The sequence below is a fragment of the Pseudomonas rhodesiae genome (assembly GCF_013285305.1).
Lineage (GTDB): Bacteria > Pseudomonadota > Gammaproteobacteria > Pseudomonadales > Pseudomonadaceae > Aquipseudomonas > Aquipseudomonas rhodesiae.
Genome location: NZ_CP054205.1, coordinates 208,547 through 233,545 on the forward strand (window position 1 = coordinate 208,547; position 24,999 = coordinate 233,545).

Sequence of the window (24,999 nt, forward strand, 5' to 3'; positions counted from 1 at the left end):
CATGAGCGAAGAAAACACGTACGACTCGACCAGCATTAAAGTGCTGAAAGGTTTGGATGCCGTACGCAAACGTCCCGGTATGTACATTGGCGACACTGATGACGGTAGCGGTCTGCACCACATGGTGTTCGAGGTGGTCGACAACTCCATCGACGAAGCTCTGGCCGGTCACTGCGACGACATCAGCATCATCATCCATCCGGATGAGTCCATCACCGTGCGCGACAACGGTCGTGGTATCCCGGTGGATGTGCATAAAGAAGAAGGCGTATCTGCAGCAGAGGTCATCATGACCGTGCTCCACGCTGGCGGTAAATTCGACGACAACTCCTATAAAGTTTCCGGCGGATTGCACGGTGTAGGTGTTTCGGTGGTGAACGCTTTGTCTGAAGAGCTGATCTTGACCGTACGTCGTAGCGGCAAGATCTGGGAGCAGACCTATGTGCACGGTGTGCCTCAAGCGCCTATGGCCATCGTGGGAGACAGCGAAACCACGGGCACCCAGATTCACTTCAAGGCTTCCAGCGAGACCTTCAAGAATATTCATTTCAGCTGGGACATTCTGGCCAAACGCATCCGTGAACTGTCTTTCCTTAACTCCGGTGTAGGTATCGTCCTCAAAGACGAGCGCAGCGGTAAGGAAGAACTGTTCAAGTACGAAGGCGGTTTGCGTGCGTTCGTTGAGTACCTGAACACCAACAAGACTCCGGTCAACCAGGTGTTCCACTTCAACATCCAGCGTGAAGACGGCATCGGCGTGGAAATCGCCCTGCAATGGAACGACAGCTTCAACGAGAACCTGTTGTGCTTCACCAACAATATTCCGCAGCGCGACGGGGGGACTCACCTTGTGGGTTTCCGTTCGGCGCTGACGCGTAATCTCAATACCTACATCGAAGCCGAAGGCCTGGCCAAGAAGCATAAAGTCGCCACTACGGGTGACGATGCACGCGAAGGCCTGACGGCGATCATCTCGGTGAAAGTGCCGGACCCTAAGTTCAGCTCCCAGACCAAAGACAAGCTGGTGTCTTCCGAAGTGAAGACCGCTGTGGAACAGGAGATGGGTAAATACTTCTCCGACTTCCTGCTGGAGAACCCGAACGAGGCCAAGCTGGTTGTCGGCAAGATGATCGATGCCGCTCGCGCGCGTGAAGCTGCGCGTAAGGCTCGTGAGATGACCCGTCGTAAAGGCGCGCTGGATATCGCTGGCCTGCCGGGCAAATTGGCGGACTGCCAAGAGAAAGACCCTGCCCTCTCCGAACTGTACCTGGTGGAAGGTGACTCTGCTGGCGGTTCCGCCAAGCAGGGTCGTAACCGCCGTACCCAAGCCATCCTGCCGTTGAAAGGTAAGATCCTCAACGTTGAGAAGGCGCGCTTCGACAAAATGATTTCCTCTCAGGAAGTCGGCACCTTGATCACGGCGTTGGGCTGCGGTATTGGCCGCGAAGAGTACAACATCGACAAATTGCGTTATCACAACATCATCATCATGACCGATGCTGACGTCGACGGTTCGCACATTCGTACCCTGCTGCTGACGTTCTTCTTCCGTCAACTGCCAGAGCTGATCGAGCGCGGCTACATCTACATCGCTCAGCCACCGTTGTACAAAGTGAAAAAAGGCAAGCAAGAGCAATACATCAAAGACGACGACGCCATGGAAGAGTACATGACGCAGTCGGCCCTGGAAGATGCCAGCCTGCACTTGAATGACGAAGCGCCAGGCATTTCCGGTGAAGCGTTGGAGCGCCTGGTTAACGACTTCCGAATGGTGATGAAGACCCTCAAGCGCCTGTCGCGCCTGTACCCGCAGGAGTTGACCGAGCACTTCATCTACCTGCCGGCCGTTAGCCTGGAACAGCTGAGCGACCACGCAGCAATGCAAGATTGGCTGGCTCAGTATGAAGTGCGTCTGCGCACCGTTGAGAAATCCGGTCTGGTCTACAAGGCCAGCCTGCGTGAAGACCGTGAGCGTAATGTCTGGCTGCCTGAGGTCGAGCTGATTTCCCACGGCCTGTCGAACTACATTACCTTCAACCGCGACTTCTTCGGCAGCAACGATTACAAGACCGTGGTGACACTGGGCGCACAACTAAGCACCCTGCTCGACGACGGTGCTTACATCCAGCGTGGCGAGCGTAAGAAGCAGGTTAAGGAATTCAAAGAAGCTCTTGACTGGCTGATGGCAGAAAGCACCAAGCGTCACACCATCCAGCGGTACAAAGGTCTGGGCGAAATGAACCCCGATCAATTGTGGGAAACCACCATGGACCCAAGCCAGCGTCGTATGCTGCGCGTGACCATCGAAGATGCGATTGGCGCGGACCAGATCTTCAACACCCTCATGGGTGATGCGGTCGAACCTCGTCGTGACTTCATCGAAAGCAACGCCTTGGCAGTTTCTAACTTGGATTTCTAAGTTCGATTAACGCGCCATAAACAAGAAAGGCCAACGCTCTGCGTTGGCCTTTTTTATTATTTGGATGACCGCATTTTTGCAAATGCTCCACGTGGAACATCGGTCTACTCAACCCGCCGAGCTGGTAGGAACACTTTCCAAGCGATAGCCATATCCATAAATGGTTAACAGCTGCCATCCCCTATCGGCAGTCAGTCCCAGCTTATTACGCAGTCGATAGATATGGGTATCTAACGGCCGAGACGAGACCATTTCTTCGTGCGTCCAGAATCGCTCATAGAGGTATTCACGAGACAGCGGACGCGCCAGATTGGCGAACAGGCAGCTGGCCAATCGGTACTCGCGCTCGGTGAGGTTGATCGGTTTTCCTGCGCGAGTGACTGTCAGTTCAGCATCGTCAAAAGTCAGGTCGTTGAAACTTTGCACTTCATGGGTCGTGGATTTTTGCAGGCCATGGCGGCGAAGAACCGCGCTGACACGCGCCTTCAATTCATTCGGGCGAAACGGTTTGCTGACATAGTCATCGGCACCGCTGTTCAACGCCGTGACAATATCGCTTTCAGCGTCACGGCTGGTCAGCATGATGACCGCAGGGGGCGCATCCATGTGTTCGCGTGTCCAGCGGAGCAGTGCGATACCCGTGATGTCTGGCAATTGCCAGTCGAGTATCAGCAGATCAAAGGTTTCTCGACGTAACTGGCGTAGCAGGTCTTCACCCCGCTCGAAACAATGCAGGGTCCAAGGCTGTTCAGTGGTACCAGGAATTTGTCGCAGTGTCTGTTCCACCCGGCGCAATTCCGCGGGTTCGTCATCCAGTATTGCGACACGCATGGGTGGGTCCTTTCATTGAAGAGTACGGCAGCCGTCAGCCTGTTCAAGGCACGTACTGCGCAGATGCCGGCCGTTGAATCTGAAGAATTGTGCTCAGAAACGGCGCTCCCTGGATCTCTCGGTAGGCTGAAGTCCATGAGCGGTTAACCCATTGGAAATTCTCGCTACCTAGGAAGGGAAGATACCGACTCCCGATAGTAAGGAAAAGGCTCAGCCGACGCATGTGCTGTCGTAGACTCCTGTCCTCAGGAACGAGTTACCGCCCCATAATCCCATCGTGCTCAATTCGCCACGGCCAATGCCTTCATGAACATCAAGCAGCAAACATCGTCCCGCGGGTCGAAAATGAGCTTCACTGGGTTCAAGGCGTGTGTGCCTATCCAGCCACTGCTTAGATACGGTGACCTATGATGCTTTGGGGCAAGGCCGAAAAACGCCAACCCACCCACGCCCAGCGCTTGTTTCACGGCTTGGTGCGCGAATGGGTGTGGATCGGCTTGCTGCTGCTGCCTATGACGGCCTACCTGTCGGTGAGTTCGGGGTTGGCGCTGAACAACTCCTTCTATGACACTTTTCGCCGCCTCACTCCTCTACCGGTGGACCCGCGCGTGTTGCTGGTGACCATCGACGAACCGAGCCTCAAGAAACTAGGACCGTGGCCATGGCCACGCAGCTTGCACGCCGATTTGATTGACCGCCTCAATGCCGCGCAACCGGCAGGGATTCTTTTCGATGTCATCTTCAGCGAACCAGAGGAACCTGCGAGCGACAAGCGCCTGTCTGACGCCGTATGTAACGCCGGCAATGTAGTGCTGCCGTTGGTTCGCGAAGGCTCTACTCGCTATAGCCAGGCCGACGCGCAAATGTTGCCCCTGCTTAAATGTGCCAGAGGGCTGGGTCATATCAACGTAGAAGCCGACAACGACGGTGTGGTGCGACGCCTGTACCTGCGTGAGGGACCTGTCGGTGCCACGGTCCCGCAGTTGGCCTGGTTGGCTTATGAAATGAGCGATGAAACGAAGCCGATGCCAGGCAACCCGCAGGCGTCGATATTGCAACATTGGCAGCGCGAACATGGGGTTCGCGTCCCTGTTATTGCGCCTGGTGCCCGATTTCCCAGTGTGTCCTATGTCAGCGTATTGCATGGCGAAGTACCGCCGGAAATGCTGCATGGTCGCTTGATTCTAGTGGGGGGGATGGACTCAGGCTTGGGCGATTATTTTTTCAGCCCGCTCTCTTCCACTGTCGGCGCCACGGCCGGGTTGGACATCCAGGCCAACGTTCTCAATGCCTTGCTCCAGGGACGCAGCGTCGTGGATCTGCCTGGATGGCTGGCGGCACTGATAGCGACGAGTCTTGTGGCGGTGCTGCTGGGCCTGCTGCTTCATCGTCCCCGCTATGCCTTGTGGATGACCGTGGGCTGCATGCTTGCGGCGTTGCTTATCGCTTTGGGGTTACTGCGGTTGGGCCACTGGTGGTCACCCGCCGCGTGTTTGATCGGTTTGCTGCTCAGCTACCTGATCTGGAATTGGCGTCGCCTGAGTGTGATCCTGGCGTATTTCGGTTGGGAACTGGCGCGTCTGGATAACGAGCCCAAGGTGCTTCCCGAGCGTCGCCGCGCACCCGCGAGCCGCGGTGATGTGTTGCAAGCGCGTATTTTTGCCTTGGAACAGGCCGTCAGCCGCACGCGGGATACCCGCCGTTTTATGGCTGATGGGTTGGAATGCCTGCCGGTGGCCACGCTGATTACCGACCCCCGCGGCAATATTCTGTTGGCTAACCGCATTGCCCGTGAGGTGTTCGGTAATGACCTGGTCGCCGAAAACCTGCTGGAGCAACTTGCCGATCTGGGCTATCCACCGCTGCACAATGGCGTGCGCCCCGCCCTGTCGGCGTTGGAATTGGTGGAGTTTCGCGATATCCATCAACGCAGTCTGCGCATGGAGCTTGCCCCTTTGCTCCCGGCTGAAGGGGACATCGCCCTCGGCTGGCTGCTGAGCCTCACCGACCTGAGCAAAGAGCGCGAGGCCCAGCAGCATCGAGAAACCATGCTGCGCTTCCTGTCCCATGACCTGCGCGCGCCCCACTCGGCCATCCTCGCGTTACTGGATGTGCACAGCGGTGAGTCGCCGGTGTTTGCCCAGGTCGAACAACAAGTTCGACGTGCGCTGAGCCTTACGGAGTCATTTGTGCAGTTGGCGAAAGCCGAGGCTGACGGTTACCAATTCCAGCCGACCTTATTCGCCATGTTGGTGATGGATGCCTTCGACCAAGTGGCAGTGATCGCCCAGCTCAAAGGCATACATCTGGTTCATGACCTGGATGAAACTGACGAAGGCATGGTGTCAGCGGACCAATCGCTGCTGACGCGTGCGTTGTTTAACGTGCTGGAGAATGCCGTCAAATACTCACCTTCCGGGACTACCGTCAGGTTGAGTCACGCCAGTGAGCAGGGCTGGTTGGAATGCCGGATCAGCGACCAGGGCCCAGGTATAGCACCAGAGGATTTGCCGGAGCTGTTCAGCCAGTACCGACGCTTTGATTCTGCACAGGGCAGCGAAGGGCTTGGGTTGGGGCTAACGATGGTTAAAGCGGTGGTTGAGCGCCATAGAGGCCGGATCGACTGCGAAAGTACCCTGGGTAAAGGCACCGCCTTCAGCCTACGTTTGCCCCTTTTGGATGAATGAGTAACGGCTTTTTCACAGACACAAAAAAACCGGTCATCAGGACCGGTTTTTTTATAGCTGGAAAAACTTATGCACGGTTTTGGTGATTTTATTCTTTTTTTGAATATTCAATAAAATCAGCTAGTTATGTTTAAAAAAGAGCCATTTGCCAACAATCCGTGCACAGGTTATCCACAGACCTTCAAACGACGGGCGTGTCCACCACCACGGGCTCCGGAGGCAGCGAACCCATGGCCCGTTGCTGCGCTTCATTCCACGCCTGAGCACGGTCGTTCAGCGCTGCAATAGCCCTCGGGCCCTCTCCTTCGGCGTACATCGGTTCGCCAATCACCACGGTGATCGTGCCTTCGCGTTTGGCCCAGCCAGTTTTTGGCCAGAATTTGCCGGCGTTATGGGCAATCGGCAATACCGGCAGATTAGCGTTGACCGCCAAAGCAGTCCCGCCACGGGAGAACTTGCCCACAGTGCCGTAGGGTACTCGTGTGCCTTCGGGGAAAATCAGTACCCACACACCATCTTTGAGTAGCTCATCGCCCTTCTTGGCAACGTGCTTGAGCGCGGCCTTGGGGTTGTCTCGGTCAATAGCGATCGGCCGCAACATGGCCATGGCCCAACCGAAGAACGGGACATACAGCAGTTCGCGCTTGAGCACCTGGCTCAAGGGCGAAAAGTATGCCGAGAGAAAGAACGTTTCCCAGGTGCTCTGATGGTTCGACAGAATCACGCAAGGCTGCTGCGGGACGTTTTCCGCGCCCTTGACCTCGAAACGGATATTCAGGAATACCTTGGCCAACCACAAAGCGCAGCGGCACCAGTAGACGTTGATAAAGCGATAGCGCGCCTTGAACGGCAGGAACGGCGCAATAAAAAAGCTCAGGGTGCACCAGAGAAACGAACTGGTGCCCAGCAGCAGGTAAAAGAAAAAGGTTCTGATGGCCTGCAAGATCGACATGGCGGCATTTACCGTTGCGGGACACGGCCCGCCTGTTGAACAGCGCACTCCCGAACAATCCTTGGTCAGGAAGTCGAGGGCGGCTAGTTGTTGATAAGTTCTGCGGCAACTGCCGCCAGATCGTCAAAAATCAAAGTGCCTACCGGCAGGTTTTTCGCCTGGGTCTTTTCGCCTTTCCCGGTCTTTACCAAAACTGGCTGAGAGTCGACGGCCTTGGCCGCCTCCAGGTCACCGAGGCTGTCCCCGACGAACCATATCCCAGCCAATGGCACGTTGTAATGTTTTGCAATGGTTTTCAACATGCCCGGCTTGGGTTTGCGGCAATCGCAGCCTTCGTCCGGTCCATGGGGGCAGTACACCACCAACCCCACCTCACCGCCCTGCTCGGCCACCAACGTGCGCAAGCGCGCGTGCATGGCGTCCAGGGTGGCGAGGTCATAGTAGCCACGGGCAATGCCGGACTGGTTGGTGGCGACGGCCACCGTCCAGCCGGCTTTGCTCAACTGCGCAATGGCCTCGATCGAGCCGGGCAGTGGAATCCACTCCTCCACCGACTTGATGTAAGCGTCGGAGTCGTAATTGATCACCCCGTCCCGATCGAGAATCAGCAGTTTCAGCATGGTCAGCTCAGGGTCGAAATATCGGCGATATTGACGAACAAGCCGCGCAGACGCGCGAGCATGGCGTAGCGGTTTTTCCGTACACCGGCATCTTCGGCATTGATCATCACCGCTTCGAAGAACGCATCCACCGGCTCACGCAAGGTAGCCAGGCGCGCCAGTGCTTCGGCGTAATTGCGTTCTGCAATCAGCGGTTTCACCGCATTCTCGGCCTTGGCGATGGCCGAGTTCAGCGAGAACTCCTTGGCATCGGCAAACAGGCCAGGGTCGACGTCGGCATTGCCCAGGCCTTCGGCCTTGCTCAGCAGGTTCGACACACGCTTGTTCACGGCCGCCAGCGCATCGGCTTCCGGCAACTTACGGAACGCCTGCACGGCTTGTACGCGCTGGTCGAAGTCCAGTGCCGAACCCGGTTGCAGAGCGCGAACCGACAGGTATACCGACACGTCCACGCCCTCGTCTTCATAACGCGCACGCAGACGGTCGAACACGAATTCCAGCACTTGCTCAGCCAGGCCGGCCTGCTTGACCTTGCCGCCGAACTGGCCGACTGCGAACACCACGGCCTGGGTCAGGTCGAGGTCGAGCTTTTTGTCGATCAGAATGCGCAGCACGCCCAAGGCCGCACGGCGCAGGGCATAGGGGTCTTTGCTACCGGTCGGCAGCATGCCGATACCGAAGATGCCGACCAGGGTGTCCAGCTTATCGGCGATGGCCACGGCCGCGCCGGTCAGGGTGGACGGCAACTCGGCGCCGGCACCGCGCGGCATGTACTGCTCGTTCAGCGCCAGAGCCACGTCGTTCGGCTCGCCGTCGTTGAGGGCGTAGTAGTAACCGGCGACGCCTTGCATCTCGGGGAACTCACCGACCATCTCGGTGGCCAGGTCGCACTTGGACAGCAAGCCCGCACGCGCGGCCCAGGCGGCATCACCGCCAATGCGCGGTGCAATGTAAGCGGCCAGTTTCGAAACCCGTACGGCCTTGTCATAGACACTGCCGAGTTTTTCCTGGAACACCACGTTCTGCAGGCGCAGGTTGAAGTCTTCCAGCTTCTGCTTCTTGTCTTGCTTGAAGAAGAACTCGGCGTCGGTCAGGCGCGGGCGAACGACTTTCTCGTTACCGGCGATGATCTGCTGCGGGTCCTTGCTCTCGATGTTGGCCACGGTGATAAAGCGCGGCAGCAACTTGCCGTCCATGTCCAGCAGGCAGAAATACTTCTGGTTGTCCTGCATGGTGGTGATCAGGGCTTCCTGCGGCACGTCGAGGAAGCGCTCTTCGAACGAGCACACCAACGGCACCGGCCATTCAACCAGCGCGGTCACTTCGTCGAGCAGGTTCGGCGGCACGATGGCGGTGCCTTCCTGCAGGCGGGCCAGCTCTTCGGTGCGCTTGCTGATCAGTTCACGACGTTCATTGGCATCGGCCAATACGTAAGCGCCGCGCAGGTCATTGAGGTAATTGGCCGGCGAGGTGATGCGCACGCTTTGCGGATGATGGAAACGGTGACCGCGGGAGTCGCGGCCGGCCTTCTGGGCGAGGATGGTGCAGTCGATGACCTGATCACCGAGCAGCATCACCAGCCACTGGGTCGGACGCACGAACTCTTCCTTGCGCGCGCCCCAGCGCATGCGCTTGGGAATCGGCAGGTCGTTCAGAGAGTCTTCGACAATGGTCGGCAACAGGCTGGCGGTCGGCTTGCCGGTAATCACCTGGCTAAAGCGCAGTTTCGGACCGCTTTGATCGATGTCGCTCAGCTCGACACCACATTTTTTGGCAAAGCCAAGGGCGGCTTGGGTCGGGTTACCTTCGGCGTCGAACGCGGCCTGGCGCGGCGGGCCGTCGAGGTTGATGCTGCGGTCCGGCTGTTGGGTTTCCAGCGCGGTCAGCAACACGGCCAGGCGGCGCGGCGCGGCGTAGACTTTTTTCGCCTCAAACTTCAAACCTGCGGTCTGCAGGCCTTTTTCGATCCCGGCCAGGAACGCATCGGCCAGGGTATTGAGTGCCTTGGGTGGCAGCTCTTCGGTGCCCAGTTCAACCAGGAAATCTTGAGCACTCATTGTGCAGCCTCCAGCTTAGCCAACACTTCATCACGCAGGTCCGGGGTTGCCATCGGGAAGCCCAGCTTGGCGCGTGCCAGCAGGTAGGCTTGGGCGACGGAACGCGCCAGGGTGCGTACACGCAGGATGTATTGCTGACGCGCGGTCACCGAGATGGCGCGGCGGGCGTCCAGCAGGTTGAAGGTATGGGAAGCCTTCAACACCATTTCATAGCTCGGCAACGGCAGCGGCTGATCCAACTCGATCAGGCGCTTGGCTTCGCTTTCATAGAAATCGAACAGTTCGAACAGCTTGTCGACATTGGCGTGTTCGAAGTTATAGGTCGACTGCTCCACTTCGTTCTGGTGGAACACGTCGCCATAGGTGACTTTGCCGAACGGGCCGTCAGCCCATACCAGGTCGTAGACCGAGTCCACACCTTGCAGGTACATCGCCAGGCGTTCCAGGCCGTAGGTGATTTCGCCGGTCACCGGGTAGCACTCGATGCCGCCGGCCTGCTGGAAGTACGTGAATTGCGTCACTTCCATACCGTTGAGCCAGACTTCCCAGCCCAGACCCCAGGCGCCCAGGGTCGGCGATTCCCAGTTGTCTTCGACGAAACGGATGTCGTGTACCAGAGGGTCCAGGCCCACATGCTTGAGCGAGCCCAGGTACAGTTCCTGGAAATTGTCCGGGTTGGGCTTCAATACCACCTGGAACTGGTAGTAGTGCTGCAGACGGTTCGGGTTTTCGCCGTAGCGGCCGTCAGTCGGGCGGCGACTGGGCTGCACATAAGCGGCGTTCCAGGTTTCCGGGCCGATGGCCCGCAGGAATGTTGCGGTGTGGAAAGTGCCGGCGCCTACTTCCATATCGTAGGGCTGAAGTACCACACAACCTTGCTCGGCCCAGTATTGCTGGAGGGCGAGGATCAAGTCTTGGAAGGTACGCACGGCTGGCGTAGGCTGGCTCACGAAATTCACCTGTTACTTGGGCTGCGATTTAAAGAGCGGGAGTATACCCGATTCGGCCGCGCCACCATCCCCTGGAGCCTTATGCCACGCTGCTTTTGGTGTTCTGAAGATCCGCTGTACATGGCTTATCACGATCAAGAGTGGGGAACGCCGCTGCGCGATGCGCAGGGTTTGTTCGAGTTGTTATTGCTCGAAGGGTTCCAGGCGGGCCTGTCCTGGATCACCGTTTTACGCAAACGCGAGCATTATCGAAAGGTGTTGTTCGGCTTCGACGCCCAGCGCCTGGCGCGCTTGAGCGATGATGAAATCGAAGCGTTGATGCAGGACCCAGGCATCGTGCGCAATCGCTTGAAGCTCAACGCCACGCGCCGCAATGCGGCCGCCTGGCTGACGCTGGAAGACCCGGTGGGCTTGCTATGGTCTTTCGTCGGTGGCGTGCCCAAGATCAATCACTTCAAGGATCGCAGTGAAGTTCCGGCGATCACGCCAGAGGCCGAGGCGATGAGCAAAGCCTTGAAAAAAGCCGGTTTCACCTTTGTCGGTCCGACCATTTGCTACGCCTTTATGCAGGCCTCGGGCATGGTCATGGATCACACTCAGGATTGCGACCGTTACGCGCAGTTGGTCAACGCCGGTTAGAATGCGCGCTTTGCGCACCGCACACGATCAGGAGTGACCTGTGGAAAAGTTTAAAGGCGCCTTGCTGGTAGGCGCTCTCCGGTTGTTCGCCCTACTGCCCTGGCGCGCTGTCCAGGCCGTCGGTACCGCGATTGGCTGGGTCATGTGGAAAACCCCCAACCGCTCTCGCGACACGGTGCGGATCAACCTCTCCAAATGCTTTCCGGACATGGACCCCGCCGAGCGCGAGCGCCTGGTCGGCCGCAGCCTGATGGACATCGGCAAGTCCCTGACCGAAAGCGCCTGCGCCTGGATCTGGCCGGCCCAGCGCTCCATCGACCTTGTGCGTGAAGTCGAAGGACTGGAAGTCCTGCACGAGGCTCTGGCGTCGGGTAAAGGCGTGGTGGGCATCACCAGTCATCTGGGCAACTGGGAAGTGTTGAACCACTTCTATTGCAGCCAGTGCAAACCGATCATTTTCTACCGCCCGCCCAAGCTCAAGGCGGTGGACGAATTGCTGCGCAAGCAGCGGGTGCAACTGGGCAACCGCGTAGCTGCCTCCACCAAGGAAGGCATCCTGAGTGTGATCAAGGAAGTGCGCAAAGGTGGCCAGGTGGGTATTCCCGCCGACCCGGAACCGGCGGAGTCCGCGGGAATCTTCGTACCGTTCTTCGCCACCCAAGCCCTCACCAGCAAATTCGTGCCCAACATGCTCGCCGGCCACAAGGCTGTGGGCGTGTTCCTGCATGCCCTGCGCCTGCCGGACGGTTCGGGCTACAAAGTGATCCTGGAAGCGGCGCCGGAAGACATGTACAGCACCGACACCGCCACGTCCTGCGCGGCGATGAGCAAGGTGGTGGAACGTTATGTCGGCGCCTACCCGAGCCAGTACATGTGGAGCATGAAGCGCTTCAAGAAACGTCCGCCGGGTGAAGCACGGTGGTACTGACCCACTGCTGACCGAAAAACAACGGCAAACCAAATGTGGGAGGGGGCAAGTCGAATCGTCGGACCGCCCCTCCCACATTTTCGATCTGCTCGGGTTTAGCGGTCGAGTTTCTTCAGGAACACCATCATCTCTTTCTCGGCCTGCTTGTCGCCGTGGGCTTGGGCCGCTTCGATGCCCTTCTCCCACGCCTGCCGCGCTGCGGCGTTATCGCCCAGGCCCAACTGTGCCTTGCCTAACAACTTCCACGCCGCCGAATATTTCGGATCAAAGCCGACGCACCGCTGCAAATGCTCGGCTGCCTTGGCGTTGTCCTTCAAATCCAAATAACCCTTGCCCAGACCAAAGCGCAATAGCGAGTTATCCACACCCTTGGCGAGCATTTTCTCCAGGGATTCAAGCATGCCGGCGTACTCCTAAATCAGAAAAAGCTCAGCCCCACGTGGAACAGTTTCTCCACGTCACGGATATGTTTCTTATCCACAAGGAAAAGGATGACGTGGTCACCAGTGGCGATCACCGTGTCGTCGTGGGCAATGAGCACCTCTTCATCGCGAATGATCGCGCCAATGGTGGTGCCCGGCGGCAGGCCGATGTCGCGAATGGCCTTGCCGATGACCTTGCTCGACTTCGAATCGCCGTGGGCAATCGCCTCGATGGCTTCCGCCGCGCCCCGACGCAGGGAGTGCACGCTGACGATATCGCCACGGCGCACATGGGCGAGCAAAGTGCCGATGGTCGCCAGTTGCGGGCTGATGGCGATGTCGATATCGCCACCCTGGATCAGGTCCACATAGGCCGGATTGTTGATGATGGTCATCACCTTTTTTGCCCCCAGGCGCTTGGCCAGCAGGGAGGACATGATGTTGGCCTCGTCATCGTTGGTCAGCGCCAGGAAAATATCGGCGTCGGCGATGTTCTCTTCCACCAGCAGGTCGCGGTCTGAAGCGCTGCCTTGGAGTACGACCGTACTGTCCAAGGTGTCGGATAAATGCCGGCAGCGTGCAGGGCTCATCTCGATGATCTTGACCTGGTAGCGGCTTTCGATGGCCTCTGCCAAACGCTCACCGATTTGCCCGCCGCCGGCGATGACGATGCGCTTGTAGGTTTCGTCCAGTCGGCGCATTTCGCTCATGACTGCGCGAATATTCGCTTTGGCGGCGATGAAAAACACTTCGTCGTCGGCTTCGATCACCGTGTCGCCCTGGGGCAGGATCGGCCGATCACGACGGAAAATCGCCGCCACGCGGGTTTCGACGTTCGGCATATGTTCGCGCAATTGGCGCAACTGCTGGCCCACCAAAGGCCCGCCGTAATAGGCCTTCACCGCTACCAGCTGCGCTTTGCCTTCGGCGAAGTCGATCACCTGCAAGGCGCCGGGGATCTCGATCAGGCGCTTGATGTAGTGGGTAACCACCTGCTCCGGGCTGATCAAGACATCCACCGGGATCGCATCGTTATCAAACAGCCCGGCGCGGGTCAGGTAGGCCGCCTCACGCACCCGGGCGATCTTGGTCGGCGTGTGAAACAGTGTGTGAGCGACCTGGCAGGCGACCATGTTGGTTTCGTCGCTATTGGTCACGGCGACCAGCATGTCGGCGTCGTCGGCACCGGCCTGGCGCAGTACGGTAGGAAACGAGGCGCGGCCTTGTACGGTTCGGATATCCAGGCGGTCACCCAAATCCCGCAGACGCTCGGCGTCGGTGTCGACCACGGTGATGTCATTGGCTTCGCTGGCCAAATGTTCAGCCAACGTGCCACCGACCTGCCCTGCGCCTAGGATGATGATTTTCATCCGGTCACTCCCTCAAAGCCTTTAGCCGCGCGCGGCGGCGATCTTGATCAGTTTGGCGTAGTAGAAGCCATCGTGCCCGCCTTCCTGCGCAAGCAGTTGGCGGCCATGGGGCTGTTTGATACCGGCCGCGGTGGCGAGGTCCAGCTCCCGCGCGCCGCTGGTGCGCGCGAGAAAGGCTTCAATAACCTCGGTGTTCTCGGTGGGTAAAGTGGAGCAGGTGGCGTAGAGCAGAATGCCGCCGACTTCCAGGGTTGGCCACAGGGCATCGAGCAACTCGCCTTGCAGCGCGGCGAGGGCGGCGATGTCATCGGCTTGGCGGGTGAGTTTGATGTCCGGGTGGCGGCGGATCACGCCGGTGGCGGAGCATGGCGCATCGAGCAGAATGCGCTGGAAAGGTTTGCCGTCCCACCAAGTGGCGGTGTCGCGTCCGTCGGCGGCAATCAGTTCGGCGCTCAGGCCCAGGCGCGCGAGGTTTTCCCGTACACGCACCAGGCGCTTGGCTTCCAAGTCGACGGCGACTACCTGTGCCAGGTCTTTTTCCACTTCCAGAATGTGACACGTCTTACCGCCCGGCGCGCAGCAGGCATCCAGCACACGTTGGCCTGGCGCCAGATCGAGCAGGTCGGCGGCCAGCTGTGCGGCTTCGTCCTGCACGCTGATCCAACCCTCGGCAAACCCCGGCAGGCCGCGCACATCGGTGGCGGTTTCGAGCACGATGCCGTCGACGCTGTAGGCGCATGGCGTGGCGCTGAGGCCGGCATCGCTGAGCAGTTTCAGGTAGGCATCGCGCTGATGATGGCGGCGATTGACTCGCAGGATCATCGGCGGGTGCGCATTGTTGGCTGCGCAGATGGCTTCCCACTGCTGCGGCCAAAAAGCTTTCAGGGATTTCTGCAACCAGCGTGGGTGCGCGGTACGCACCACCGGGTCATGTTCAAGCTCGGCCAGCAGCGCTTCGCTTTCACGCTGGGCGCGGCGCAGCACGGCGTTGAGCAGGGCCTTGGCCCAGGGCTTTTTCAGTTTGTCGGCACAGCCGACGGTTTCTCCGATGGCGGCGTGGGCCGGCACCCGGGTGTAGAGCAGTTGATAGAGGCCCACCAACAGCAGCGCTTCGACATCTGCATCCGCCGCCTTGAACGGCTTTTGCAACAGCTTGGCCGCCAACGCCGACAAACGTGGTTGCCAGCGGGCTGTGCCGAAGGCCAGGTCCTGAGTGAAACCGCGATCGCGATCTTCAACCTTATCCAACTGTGTGGGCAGCGAACTGTTGAGCGATGCCTTGCCGTTGAGAACGGCGGCGAGTGCCTTGGCGGCGGCCAGACGCGGGTTCATTGGACGGCCGCCCCGAGGACAGTACCCAGGGAAAACTTCTCACGTCGGCTGTTGAACAAATCGCTGAAATTCAGCGCTTTGCCACCGGGCAATTGCAGACGAGTCAGGCATAGCGCCTGTTCGCCGCAGGCCACCAGCAGGCCGTCCTTGCTGGCGCCGATTATCTCACCGGGCGCGCCGTTGCCATCGGCCAAGGTAGCGGCCAGCACTTTCAGGGCTTCGCCACTGAGGGTGCTGTGGCAGATCGGCCACGGGTTGAAGGCACGCACGAGGCGCTCTAGCTCCACGGCCGGGCGGCGCCAGTCGATGCGTGCTTCGTCTTTGTTCAATTTGTGTGCGTAAGTGGCCAGGCTGTCGTCCTGCACGTCGCCTTGCAGGGTTCCGGCGGCCAGGCCGGCGATGGCCTGGATCACAGCCGGTGGGCCCAGCTCGGCGAGGCGGTCGTGCAGGCTGCCGCCGGTGTCTTCGGCGGTGATTGGGGTGGTGACTTTCAACAGCATCGGACCGGTGTCCAGGCCTGCTTCCATGCGCATCACGGTCACGCCGCTTTCGCTGTCGCCGGCCTCGACGGCACGCTGGATCGGCGCCGCACCGCGCCAGCGCGGCAATAGCGAGGCGTGGCTGTTGATGCAGCCAAGGCGTGGGATATCCAGGACGGCCTGAGGCAGGATCAGACCATAGGCCACCACCACCAGCAGGTCCGGTTGTAACGCGGCCAATTCGGCCTGAGCCTCGGCGTTGCGCAGGGTCGGCGGCTGCAGCACGGGGATGTTGTGTTCCAGCGCCAGTTGCTTGACCGGGCTCGGCATCAGTTTTTGCCCACGCCCGGCCGGGCGATCCGGCTGGGTGTACACCGCGACCACCTCATAGGGGCTGGCGAGCAGCGCCTTGAGGTGTTCGGCGGCAAATTCGGGTGTACCGGCAAAAACAATGCGCAGTGGCTCGGTCATGGGCGTTCTCGGTTAAAAACAGTCACAAAAGAAAAAGGCTTGCCGCAGCAAGCCTTTGGAAGAGGGGCATCAAGCTTGCTGGCGATGCTTTTTTTCCAGCTTCTTCTTGATCCGGTCACGCTTAAGCGTGGACAGGTAATCGACAAACAGTTTGCCGTTGAGGTGGTCGCACTCGTGCTGGATACATACCGCCAGCAGGCCGTCGGCGATCAGTTCATAGGGCTTGCCATCACGGTCCAGCGCCTTGATCTTCACGCGCAACGGGCGCTCGACGTTCTCGTAGAACTCCGGCACCGACAGGCAGCCTTCCTGGTATTCGCCCATCTCGTCGGTCAGCGGTTCGAATTCGGGGTTGATGAACACCCGTGGTTCGCTGCGATCTTCCGACAGGTCCATGACCACGACGCGCTGATGCACGTTGACCTGGGTCGCGGCGAGGCCGATGCCCGGGGCTTCATACATTGTTTCAAACATGTCATCGACCAACTGACGAACCTTGTCGTCCACTACGGCCACCGGTTTGGCGATCGTGCGCAGGCGCGAGTCGGGAAATTCGAGGATGTTCAAAATAGCCATAAGCGTAATTGCTGCACATGTGAGGTAAAGGCAAATCGGCGGTGGGATGGACCCATACGGCCGGTGTGAAACGCTCGAAAGCCGCGAAGGCCAAGGCATTTCACGCGAACGCACATAATAAAGGAGATTGACCCCATGAGGAAATCGCTACTCGTCTTGCTGCTGTGGGCGCCGTTTGCCATGGCGTTATTGCCGCGGCCAGACCAGCCTCTCGATCCATCGACGCAACAGGCAATCCAACGCTTCCTGCTGCATAACCGCATTCTGGATAAACCCGAGGATCTGGACACAGCGCCTTACATTATCGCGGCCGACAACGGTCGGGTCATGGGCGCCAACGGTGAGCGTGTGCATGCCCGTGGCGTTTTGGATCCCGCCCAGCCCGCCTACGCCGTGGTGCGGCGCGGCAAGCTTTACACTGACCCTGCCACCCAAGAATTGCTGGGCGTCAATGCCGACGATATCGGCACTGCTCGATTTATCTACGCTGGTGATCTGAGCACCCTGGCGCTGCAACGGGTGACCCAGGAGGTACGCCCCGGTGATCGCTTGCTGCGTGTCGAGCCTGCGGTGGACCTGGCAAGGCTCAAAGTGCCGCTGAATGCGGCGTTTATCGAAGGGCGCATCATCGATGTCCCCCGAGGCGTCACCCAGATTGGGGTGCTCGACGCCGTCACTCTGGACAAAGGTCGTCGCGATGGCTTGGTCGAAGGCCAGTTGCTGACCGTCATCAAAGCCGGTGCCACCGTCAGGGACCCCCTGAGTGACTCCCCGGTAACGCTTCCCGATGAACCCGCCGGCACCCTGCTGGTGTTTCGCACCTATGAAAAGCTCAGCTTTGGCCTGGTGCTCAGCGCTTCACACTCATTGGCGGTGATGGACCGTTTCGAGACTGCCCGTCAAAGCCAATAAGTAGCCTGCTAAATAAGTTACCAACAGACTTATCCACAGCTTGTTCCGGTCAAGGATGATCAGATGAATCCGATTAATAGCCATGAAATTTCCCCGTCAGAACTGGAGGCTCGCCTACGGCTGCACAGGCTGCCGGAGCTGGGTCCGAAGCGTTTCCGTTTGTTGATTGAGGCGTTCGGTTGCGCCTCCAAAGCCATCAGCGCCCCTGCCAGTGCCTGGCGATCTCTGGGCTTGCCGGCCATCAGCGCCGAGGCACGGCGAAGCCAGGACATCCGCGACGGTGCCAGCGCGGCATTGGCGTGGCTTGAGCATCCGGCCCAGCATTTGTTGATGTGGGATCAGCCTGAATACCCGGCACTGCTGGCCCAGATCGATGATGCGCCGCCGTTGTTATTCATCGCCGGCAACCCTGGCATTCTGGAAAAACCGCAGTTGGCGGTGGTCGGCAGTCGTCGCGCGTCCCGCCCAGGCATGGATACCGCCGCTGCGTTTTCCCGCAGCCTGGCGGGCGCCGGGTTTGTCATCACCAGTGGCTTGGCCTTGGGTATCGACGGCGCGGCGCATCAGGCTGCGCTGGAGGTGGGCGGTCAGACAATCGGCGTGCTGGGCACGGGACTGGAAAATTTTTATCCACAACGTCATCGGCGCCTTGCCGTGGCGATGATTGCTCAAGGCAGCGCGGTGGTTTCTGAGTTTCCGCTGGATGCCGCACCCCAGGCTGCCAACTTTCCACGGCGTAACCGGATCATCAGTGGCCTGTCCTTGGGCGTACTGGTGGTGGAAGCCAGCATGGCCAGCGGTTCGCTGATTACGGCCAAACTGGCGGCCGAACAGGGCCGTGAGGTGTACGCAATCCCCGGCTCCATCCATCACCCTGGCGCCAAGGGCTGCCATCAGTTGATCCGCGAGGGTGCGGTGCTGGTGGAAACCATCGAGCATATTCTGGAAGGCTTGCGTGGCTGGCAGGCGTTATCACAGCCGGCGCCGATCCCGGTTACTCATCCGCTGGTCGCACTGCTGCACGCTGCGCCCCAGACCAGCGAGGGGTTGGCCATTGCCAGCGGGCGCACATTATCCCAAGTGCTGGCGACGCTGACCGAGCTGGAGCTGGAAGGCCAGGTCATCTGCGAGGGCGGGCGCTGGCTGGCGCGTGGCTAGGTTTTTGTGCTGCTAGGTTTTGCAAAGAAGATGGGTAAACTGCGCACAGCTTTAGTCCGGAGAGTTAAACCATGGTCAACAGGTGGCGTGTGCTGAAAGCCGCACAAGAGGTTCGCGCAGGCGCGGTGATTGCCTATCCGACCGAGGCGGTCTGGGGCCTGGGCTGCGACCCTTGGAACGAAGAGGCGGTGGATCGGCTGCTGGCGATCAAGAATCGCTCGGTGGACAAAGGCCTGATCCTGGTGGCGGACAACATCCGCCAGTTCGATTTTCTGTTCGAAGACTTCCCGCAGGCCTGGATCGAGCGCATGGCCAGTACCTGGCCCGGGCCCAATACCTGGCTGGTGCCGCATCAGGATCTGTTGCCGGAATGGGTCACCGGCGTGCACGACACGGTGGCGTTGCGGGTAAGCGATCATCCGCTGGTACGGGATTTGTGCGCACTGGTGGGGCCGCTGATTTCCACCTCCGCCAACCCCCAGGGCCGCCCGGCCGCGCGCACGCGGATTCGCGTGGAGCAGTACTTCCGTGGCCAGCTAGACCTGGTGTTGGGTGGTGCCCTGGGCGGGCGCAAGAACCCGAGTCTGATTCGCGACCTGGCGACGGGCAAGGTGGTCCGCCCGTCTTGATCCCCGCACCTACCCTGGGGCGACGGCGCTGGTTCCGGTTGGCCTGTTAAGCAGGCCAACCAGCCCAGGCACCTCAGCCCGTCAAGGCAACAGGATGGTCGACCCCGTTGTACGCCGCCCCGACAGCTCGGTCTGCGCCTTGGCAGCCTCGGCCAGCGCATACCGCTGGTTGATATCGATGCGTACCTTGCCGCTTTGGATCATCGAGAACAGATCGTCAGCCATTGCCTGCAAGTTTTGTGGATTGTTGGCGTAGGTCGCCAGGGTTGGCCGGGTGACATACAGCGAACCTTTCGCCGCCAGAATCCCCAGGTTTACCCCATCCACCGCGCCCGATGCGTTGCCGAAGCTCACCACCAGCCCGCGTGGTGCGGCGCTGTCCAGCGAGGTCAGCCAGGTGTCCTTGCCGACGCCGTCATACACCACCGGGACTTTTTTGCCGTCGGTCAATTCCAGCACGCGCTGTGCGACATCTTCCTTGCTGTAGTCGATGGTTTCCCACGCGCCGAGGGATTTGGCCAATGCGGCTTTCTCCGGCGAACTTACGGTACCGATCAACTTAACGCCCAGGGCCTTGGCCCATTGGCAGGCCAGCGAGCCCACGCCACCGGCGGCGGCATGGAACAGGATGGTTTCACCACCCTTCAATTCATAGGTTTGGCGCAGCAGGTACTGCACCGTCAGACCCTTGAGCATGGCCCCGGCAGCTTGTTCGAAGCTGATGTCGTCGGGCAAGTGCACCAAGTTGGCGGCAGGCAGCACATGCAACTGGCTATAAGCGCCCAACGGGCCGCTGCCGTAGGCGACGCGATCGCCGACCTTGAATTGCGTGACCTCGCTGCCCACTGCATCCACCACGCCGGCCCCTTCTGCGCCCAGCCCCGATGGCAGGGATGGCGGTGCGTAGAGGCCGCTGCGGAAATAGGTGTCGATGAAGTTCAGGCCTATCGCCTCATTACGTACGCGAACCTGCTGTGGGCCCGGTTCCGCCGGCGTGTAGTCCACATATTCAAGTACTTCGGGGCCGCCATGGGCACTGAACTGGATACGCTTGGCCATCTGCACTTCTCCTTGGGTCGTTTTCACGAAGGCCCCTATCGGACTCCTATGCTTGATCTTCGTCAACTGCGGCGCACCTAAGTGCAGTGCTCATTAAGCGCGGTGGTATCCTGTGCGCCCATTTGCCGCCGACGCCTGATGGCCTCGCGTAGCTTTGCCCGATTCAAGGTGATGCCATGACTACCCGCACCGAGGCTGTAAAGGCCTACCTGCTTGACCTGCAAGACCGCATTTGCAGCGCCCTGGAAACCTTCGAGACGGACACTCGCTTTATCGAAGACGCCTGGACCCGGCCTGCCGGCGGCGGCGGTCGCACCCGTGTGATCGCGAACGGGACGGTGATCGAAAAAGGCGGCGTTAACTTTTCCCACGTGTTCGGCAGCGGCCTCCCACCGTCCGCCAGCGCCCATCGCCCAGAGCTGGCCGGTCGCGGGTTTGAAGCGCTGGGCGTGTCACTGGTGATTCACCCGCACAACCCCTATGTGCCGACGTCCCACGCCAACGTGCGTTTTTTCATTGCTGAAAAAGAAGGCGAAGAAGCGGTGTGGTGGTTCGGCGGTGGCTTCGACCTCACCCCTTATTACGCCAACGAAGAAGACTGCATCCACTGGCACCGCGTGGCCGAGCAGGCGTGTGCGCCGTTCGGCCCCGACGTCTACGCGCGTTACAAAGCCTGGTGCGACACCTACTTCCACATCAAGCACCGCAACGAACCGCGTGGCATCGGCGGCCTGTTCTTCGATGACTTGAACGAGTGGGGCTTCGACACCTGTTTCGCCTTTATTCGCGCCATCGGCGACGCCTATATCGACGCCTACCTACCGATCGTGCAGCGCCGCAAGGCCATGGCTTATACCGAGCAACAACGCGAGTTCCAGGAGTTCCGTCGTGGCCGCTACGTCGAGTTCAACCTGGTCTACGACCGTGGCACCTTGTTTGGCCTGCAATCGGGTGGCCGTACTGAGTCGATCCTGATGTCGCTGCCGCCGCAAGTGCGCTGGAGCTATGACTGGAAAGCCGAGGCCGGCAGCGAAGAAGCGCGTCTGACCGATTACTTCCTGCAGGACCGCGACTGGCTCGGCATCGCGGCCCCCAAGGCGGCGAACTGATGGATCGCTACGTCGTCTTCGGCAACCCCATCGGCCACAGCAAATCGCCGCTGATTCACCGGATGTTCGCCGAGCAGACCGGCGAACAGTTGGACTACAGCACGTTGCTTGCACCGCTGGAGGACTTTAGCGGCTGTGCCCGTGAGTTTTTTCAACAGGGCCGTGGCGCCAATGTCACCGTGCCGTTCAAGGAAGACGCTTATCGCCTGGCCGACACCCTCACCGAACGCGCCAAGCGCGCCGGTGCGGTGAACACCTTGAGCAAACTCGCCGATGGCACCCTGCTGGGCGATAACACCGACGGCGCCGGGCTGGTGCGTGACCTGACGGTCAATGCCGGGTTGAGCCTCAACGGTAAACGCATCCTGCTCCTGGGCGCCGGCGGCGCGGTGCGTGGGGCGCTGGAACCGTTGCTGGCCGAACACCCGGCTTCGCTGATCATTGCCAACCGCACGGTGGAAAAAGCCGAACGGCTCGCCGAGTTGTTCGATGACCTGGGCCCAGTGTCGGCCAGTGGTTTTGATTGGCTGCGTGAGCCAGTGGACGTCATTATCAACGCCACCTCCGCCAGTTTGTCAGGCGATGTACCGCCGATTGCCAGCAGCCTGATCGAACCGGGTAGGACTTTTTGCTACGACATGATGTACGCCAAGGACCCTACCCCCTTCTGCCGCTGGGCCACGCAGCACGGCGCCGCCGTCTCGATGGATGGCTTGGGCATGCTGGTGGAACAGGCGGCTGAAGCGTTCTTCCTGTGGCGTGACGTGCGCCCGGCATCGGCCCCGGTGCTGGCTGAGTTGCGTCGACAGTTGGCCTGACGCCCCTCTGGTCAGTCTTCGAAATGGATGGGGCAGTGGTCGGCCCCTTCCAGCTTCTTCAGTTCCTCGACCACCTGCGGCCTGGCCCGACGCAACGTCAGGCTGCGCCCCAACTTGCGTAAACGCCGCGCTTCCTGGTGCAGCATCTCCACCCCGGAATAGTCGATAAAGTTGATCTGCTGCGCCTCGATGACCACGCGTTCGCCCTGTAAGCGTTGCAAGCGCGCTTGCAGGTAGTGGCTGGCGCCGAAAAAGATCGAGCCGCCGACGCGCAGCACATCCTCGTCACCGTCGCGCCAATGGTGGACGCGCGGCTGCGAGGTGCGCTTGAGGTAGAAAAACAGCGAGGCCAGCACGCCGGCATAAATCGCCGTTTGCAGCTCCAGCAGCAAGGTGGCCACGCAGGTCAGGCCCATCACCGCAAATTCGGCGCGGCTGACTCGGAACAATGCGCGAATACCGCGATGATCCACCAGGCCCCAACTGATCAGGAGGATGCTGGCGGCCATGCTCGGGATCGGGATTTGTGAGATCAATGCCGCGCCAAACAGCGCGAACAGTGCCACCCACAATGCGGAAAACACCCCAGCCAGCGGTGAGCAGGCGCCGGCTTCATAACTGAGCCCGGAACGGGTAAAGGACCCGGCTGACAGGTATCCGGAGAAAAATCCGCCGATGATGTTGGAGAGTCCCTGCGCGCGAATTTCCTGATTCGCATCGAGCAACTGTTGCGAGCGGGCCGACAGCGAGCGCGCAATCGACAGGCTGGTCACCAGCCCCAGCATGCCCACGGCCACGGCGCTGGGGAGCAGGCGCAGAATCGTGTCCAGGTCCATCGGCAACGGGCTGAACGGCGGCAATTTGCCCACGAATGAACTGACCCGCGCCACCTGCCCGAACATGGCCGGCCACAGCCAGGCCACCAGGCTACTGAGGGCCAGGGCTATCAACAGCGTCGGCCAGCGCGGTTTCCAGTATTTGAGCAGCGCCCCTGCCAGCAATGTGCCGAGGCCCAGAGCGAGCGAGGCGTGGTCCCATTCGCCGCGGTGCTCAATCAGCGCCAGCAGGCTGTTGATCGCCGTGGCCTGGCTGGGCAAATCCAGCCCCAGCAGATTGGGCAGTTGCCCCAGCGCGATCACCACCGCGGCGCCCAGGGTGAACCCCAGCACCACCGAATGGGAGACGAAATTGACCAGCGCGCCGAAGCGCAGCATGCCCAGCAACCACTGGAAAACGCCGGCTATGAAGGTGAGCAACAGGATCAAGGTGATGTAGTCCTGCGATCCGGGCACGGCCAGAGGGCTGACACTGGCGTAGAGCACGATGGAAATCGCGGCGGTCGGGCCGCAGATCAAGTGCCACGACGAACCCCACAGGCAGGCGATCAGCACCGGGATGATCGCGGCGTACAGCCCGTATTCCGGTGGGAGGCCGGCGATCAGCGCGTAGGCAATCGACTGCGGCAACGCCAACACCGCGCCGCTGAGGCCGACTATTGCATCGCGGCCCACGCTGGCGCGGGTCTGGCGCGGCAGCCAACTGAGGAAAGGCAAGAGAGTGTGGCGGTTGAGCCGGGGCATTTATAACTCGGTTGAAAAGGTTTGAATCAGGGTATCAGTACACACCGAAGTTTGTGGGAGGGGGCCCTCCCACAATGTCAGCCTTTAGAGTTTGGCTTTTACCGCCGGCAATGCCTCCTGACCATCCAGGGTTTTTACGCCGTCGAGCCACTTGTCCAGTACCGCTGGGTTCGCCTTGATCCACGCCTTCGCCGCGTCGGCATTGCTGACTTTGTTGTTGGCGACCTCGGCCATAATGCTGTTCTCCATCTCTTGGGTAAAACTCAAGTTGGTCAGCAGTTTTCCTACGTTCGGGCAGGCCTGTGCATAACCTTTGCGTGTCAGGGTGTAGACGCTGCCGGTGTCACCGAAGTACTTCTCGCCGCCCTTGAGGTAGTGCATTTTCAGTTGCACGTTCATCGGGTGCGGGGTCCAGCCCAGGAAGGTGACGAAACGCTGTTTTTTCACCGCTCGCGACACTTCGGCCAACATCGCCTGTTCGCTGGATTCGATCAGCTTCCACTGGCCCAGGTCGAAGTCATTCTTCTTGATGATCTCTTGCAGCGAGATATTGGCCGGTGCGCCGGAGCCGATGCCGTAGATCTTCTTGTCGAACTTGTCGGCAAATTTGTTCAGGTCAGCAAAGCTATGCACGCCGGCATCCCATACGTAGTCCGGCACGGCGAGGGTGAACTCGGTGCCGTCGAGATTTTTCGCCAGTTGCACCACGTCGCCATTGGCCACGAATTTGTCGTAGAAGCCTTGTTGTGCCGGCATCCAGTTGCCCATAAACACATCCACTTGGCCGTCCTTGAGCCCGCCGAATGTGATCGGCACGGCCAGGGTATCGACCTTGGGTTTGTAGCCCATGCCCGTGAGCAGAAAACCGGTGATGGCATTGGTCGCGGCGATGTCGCTCCAGCCTGGGTCGGCCATCTTCACCGTCTCGCAACTGGTGTCTGCGTACACGTTGGCGCTGGTCAGCGCCAGGATGCTCAGTACTACCGTTAACTTTTGCATGG

Annotated in this window: 22 protein-coding genes; 9 read left to right on the forward strand and 13 right to left on the reverse strand. The window is 60.0% G+C overall.

Features of this window, described 5'->3' with window-relative positions; genetic code table 11:
* Window position 1: 1 nt before the first annotated feature.
* Window positions 2-2,419, forward strand: a complete 2,418-nt coding sequence (gene gyrB / locus HRH33_RS00920) for a DNA topoisomerase (ATP-hydrolyzing) subunit B (RefSeq protein WP_034139941.1) — start codon at window positions 2-4, stop codon at window positions 2,417-2,419.
* Window positions 2,420-2,527: 108 nt separating this feature from the next.
* Here gyrB and HRH33_RS00925 read toward each other — a convergent pair whose 3' ends face one another.
* A complete protein-coding gene (locus tag HRH33_RS00925; protein ID WP_034136312.1) occupies window positions 2,528-3,250 on the reverse strand; it encodes a response regulator transcription factor in 723 nt (240 codons plus the stop codon).
* Between the two features lie 407 nt (window positions 3,251-3,657).
* On the opposite strand from HRH33_RS00925, the gene HRH33_RS00930 reads away from it, so the two are divergent.
* Window positions 3,658-5,937 (forward strand): CHASE2 domain-containing protein, encoded by a 2,280-nt coding sequence (locus HRH33_RS00930; RefSeq protein ID WP_167417363.1) that lies wholly within the window; start codon window positions 3,658-3,660, stop codon window positions 5,935-5,937.
* 181 nt (window positions 5,938-6,118) lie between these two features.
* Here the strand turns inward: HRH33_RS00930 and HRH33_RS00935 are convergent, their stop codons facing one another.
* The 4 genes from HRH33_RS00935 to glyQ form a co-directional block, all read right to left on the reverse strand.
* Window positions 6,119-6,889, reverse strand: coding sequence for a lysophospholipid acyltransferase family protein (locus HRH33_RS00935; RefSeq protein ID WP_034101628.1), 771 nt, complete (start codon window positions 6,887-6,889; stop codon window positions 6,119-6,121).
* 83 nt (window positions 6,890-6,972) lie between these two features.
* A complete protein-coding gene (gene gmhB, locus HRH33_RS00940) occupies window positions 6,973-7,509 on the reverse strand; it encodes a D-glycero-beta-D-manno-heptose 1,7-bisphosphate 7-phosphatase (RefSeq protein WP_162276705.1) in 537 nt (178 codons plus the stop codon).
* A gap of 2 nt (window positions 7,510-7,511) precedes the next feature.
* Entirely contained in the window at window positions 7,512-9,566 is a 2,055-nt protein-coding gene (glyS, locus tag HRH33_RS00945) for a glycine--tRNA ligase subunit beta (RefSeq protein ID WP_034136314.1), read from the reverse strand.
* Complete coding sequence (glyQ, locus tag HRH33_RS00950; RefSeq protein WP_003187265.1) at window positions 9,563-10,516, reverse strand: glycine--tRNA ligase subunit alpha; 954 nt, start codon at window positions 10,514-10,516, stop codon at window positions 9,563-9,565. The genes glyS and glyQ overlap by 4 nt, the downstream gene beginning before the upstream one ends.
* An 81-nt stretch (window positions 10,517-10,597) precedes the next feature.
* Between glyQ and HRH33_RS00955 the strand changes: the two genes are divergently transcribed.
* Together HRH33_RS00955 and HRH33_RS00960 are read left to right on the forward strand one after the other, a co-directional pair.
* Window positions 10,598-11,155 (forward strand): DNA-3-methyladenine glycosylase I, encoded by a 558-nt coding sequence (locus HRH33_RS00955; RefSeq protein ID WP_034101630.1) that lies wholly within the window; start codon window positions 10,598-10,600, stop codon window positions 11,153-11,155.
* Window positions 11,156-11,195: 40 nt separating this feature from the next.
* Complete coding sequence (locus HRH33_RS00960) at window positions 11,196-12,083, forward strand: lysophospholipid acyltransferase (protein WP_034101631.1); 888 nt, start codon at window positions 11,196-11,198, stop codon at window positions 12,081-12,083.
* A gap of 95 nt (window positions 12,084-12,178) precedes the next feature.
* Here HRH33_RS00960 and HRH33_RS00965 read toward each other — a convergent pair whose 3' ends face one another.
* The 5 genes from HRH33_RS00965 to def all read right to left on the reverse strand — a co-directional run bounded on the left by HRH33_RS00965 (window position 12,179) and on the right by def (window position 16,733).
* Window positions 12,179-12,484: a tetratricopeptide repeat protein gene (locus tag HRH33_RS00965; RefSeq protein WP_034136316.1), complete on the reverse strand. Its 306-nt coding sequence runs from the start codon at window positions 12,482-12,484 to the stop codon at window positions 12,179-12,181.
* Window positions 12,485-12,501: 17 nt separating this feature from the next.
* Window positions 12,502-13,875 carry a Trk system potassium transporter TrkA gene (trkA, locus tag HRH33_RS00970; protein WP_123479141.1) on the reverse strand — a complete coding sequence of 458 codons (1,374 nt, stop codon included), beginning with the start codon at window positions 13,873-13,875 and terminating at the stop codon, window positions 12,502-12,504.
* Window positions 13,876-13,896: 21 nt separating this feature from the next.
* The gene (gene rsmB / locus HRH33_RS00975; RefSeq protein WP_034136317.1) at window positions 13,897-15,207 is read right to left on the reverse strand and encodes a 16S rRNA (cytosine(967)-C(5))-methyltransferase RsmB; all 1,311 of its coding nucleotides are present in this window, start codon (window positions 15,205-15,207) and stop codon (window positions 13,897-13,899) included.
* Entirely contained in the window at window positions 15,204-16,157 is a 954-nt protein-coding gene (fmt, locus tag HRH33_RS00980) for a methionyl-tRNA formyltransferase (protein WP_167417364.1), read from the reverse strand. Before fmt ends, rsmB begins: the two co-directional genes overlap by 4 nt.
* Before the next feature lie 69 nt (window positions 16,158-16,226).
* Window positions 16,227-16,733: a peptide deformylase gene (def, locus tag HRH33_RS00985; protein WP_034101640.1), complete on the reverse strand. Its 507-nt coding sequence runs from the start codon at window positions 16,731-16,733 to the stop codon at window positions 16,227-16,229.
* A 135-nt stretch (window positions 16,734-16,868) separates the two neighbouring features.
* Here def and HRH33_RS00990 point away from each other — a divergent pair, with 135 nt between their 5' ends.
* From HRH33_RS00990 to tsaC, 3 genes are all read left to right on the forward strand, one after another.
* A complete protein-coding gene (locus HRH33_RS00990) occupies window positions 16,869-17,645 on the forward strand; it encodes a peptidoglycan-binding protein (protein WP_167417365.1) in 777 nt (258 codons plus the stop codon).
* A gap of 63 nt (window positions 17,646-17,708) precedes the next feature.
* Entirely contained in the window at window positions 17,709-18,803 is a 1,095-nt protein-coding gene (gene dprA / locus HRH33_RS00995; RefSeq protein WP_167417366.1) for a DNA-processing protein DprA, read from the forward strand.
* Window positions 18,804-18,874: 71 nt separating this feature from the next.
* Window positions 18,875-19,432, forward strand: a complete 558-nt coding sequence (gene tsaC, locus HRH33_RS01000; RefSeq protein ID WP_034136321.1) for an L-threonylcarbamoyladenylate synthase type 1 TsaC — start codon at window positions 18,875-18,877, stop codon at window positions 19,430-19,432.
* An 81-nt stretch (window positions 19,433-19,513) separates the two neighbouring features.
* On the opposite strand, the gene HRH33_RS01005 is transcribed toward tsaC, so the two are convergent.
* The gene (locus tag HRH33_RS01005; protein ID WP_034101646.1) at window positions 19,514-20,491 is read right to left on the reverse strand and encodes a quinone oxidoreductase family protein; all 978 of its coding nucleotides are present in this window, start codon (window positions 20,489-20,491) and stop codon (window positions 19,514-19,516) included.
* 176 nt (window positions 20,492-20,667) lie between these two features.
* On the opposite strand from HRH33_RS01005, the gene hemF reads away from it, so the two are divergent.
* Together hemF and aroE are read left to right on the forward strand one after the other, a co-directional pair.
* Entirely contained in the window at window positions 20,668-21,600 is a 933-nt protein-coding gene (hemF, locus tag HRH33_RS01010; RefSeq protein WP_034101647.1) for an oxygen-dependent coproporphyrinogen oxidase, read from the forward strand.
* Window positions 21,600-22,418 carry a shikimate dehydrogenase gene (aroE, locus tag HRH33_RS01015; RefSeq protein WP_167417367.1) on the forward strand — a complete coding sequence of 273 codons (819 nt, stop codon included), beginning with the start codon at window positions 21,600-21,602 and terminating at the stop codon, window positions 22,416-22,418. The genes hemF and aroE overlap by 1 nt, the downstream gene beginning before the upstream one ends.
* 11 nt (window positions 22,419-22,429) lie before the next feature.
* On the opposite strand, the gene HRH33_RS01020 is transcribed toward aroE, so the two are convergent.
* Together HRH33_RS01020 and choX are read right to left on the reverse strand one after the other, a co-directional pair.
* On the reverse strand, window positions 22,430-23,998 hold the full coding sequence (locus tag HRH33_RS01020; RefSeq protein ID WP_167417368.1) for a SulP family inorganic anion transporter: 1,569 nt from the start codon (window positions 23,996-23,998) through the stop codon (window positions 22,430-22,432).
* An 84-nt stretch (window positions 23,999-24,082) separates the two neighbouring features.
* Complete coding sequence (gene choX, locus HRH33_RS01025) at window positions 24,083-24,997, reverse strand: choline ABC transporter substrate-binding protein (RefSeq protein ID WP_123479135.1); 915 nt, start codon at window positions 24,995-24,997, stop codon at window positions 24,083-24,085.
* Between the last annotated feature and the right edge of the window lie 2 nt (window positions 24,998-24,999).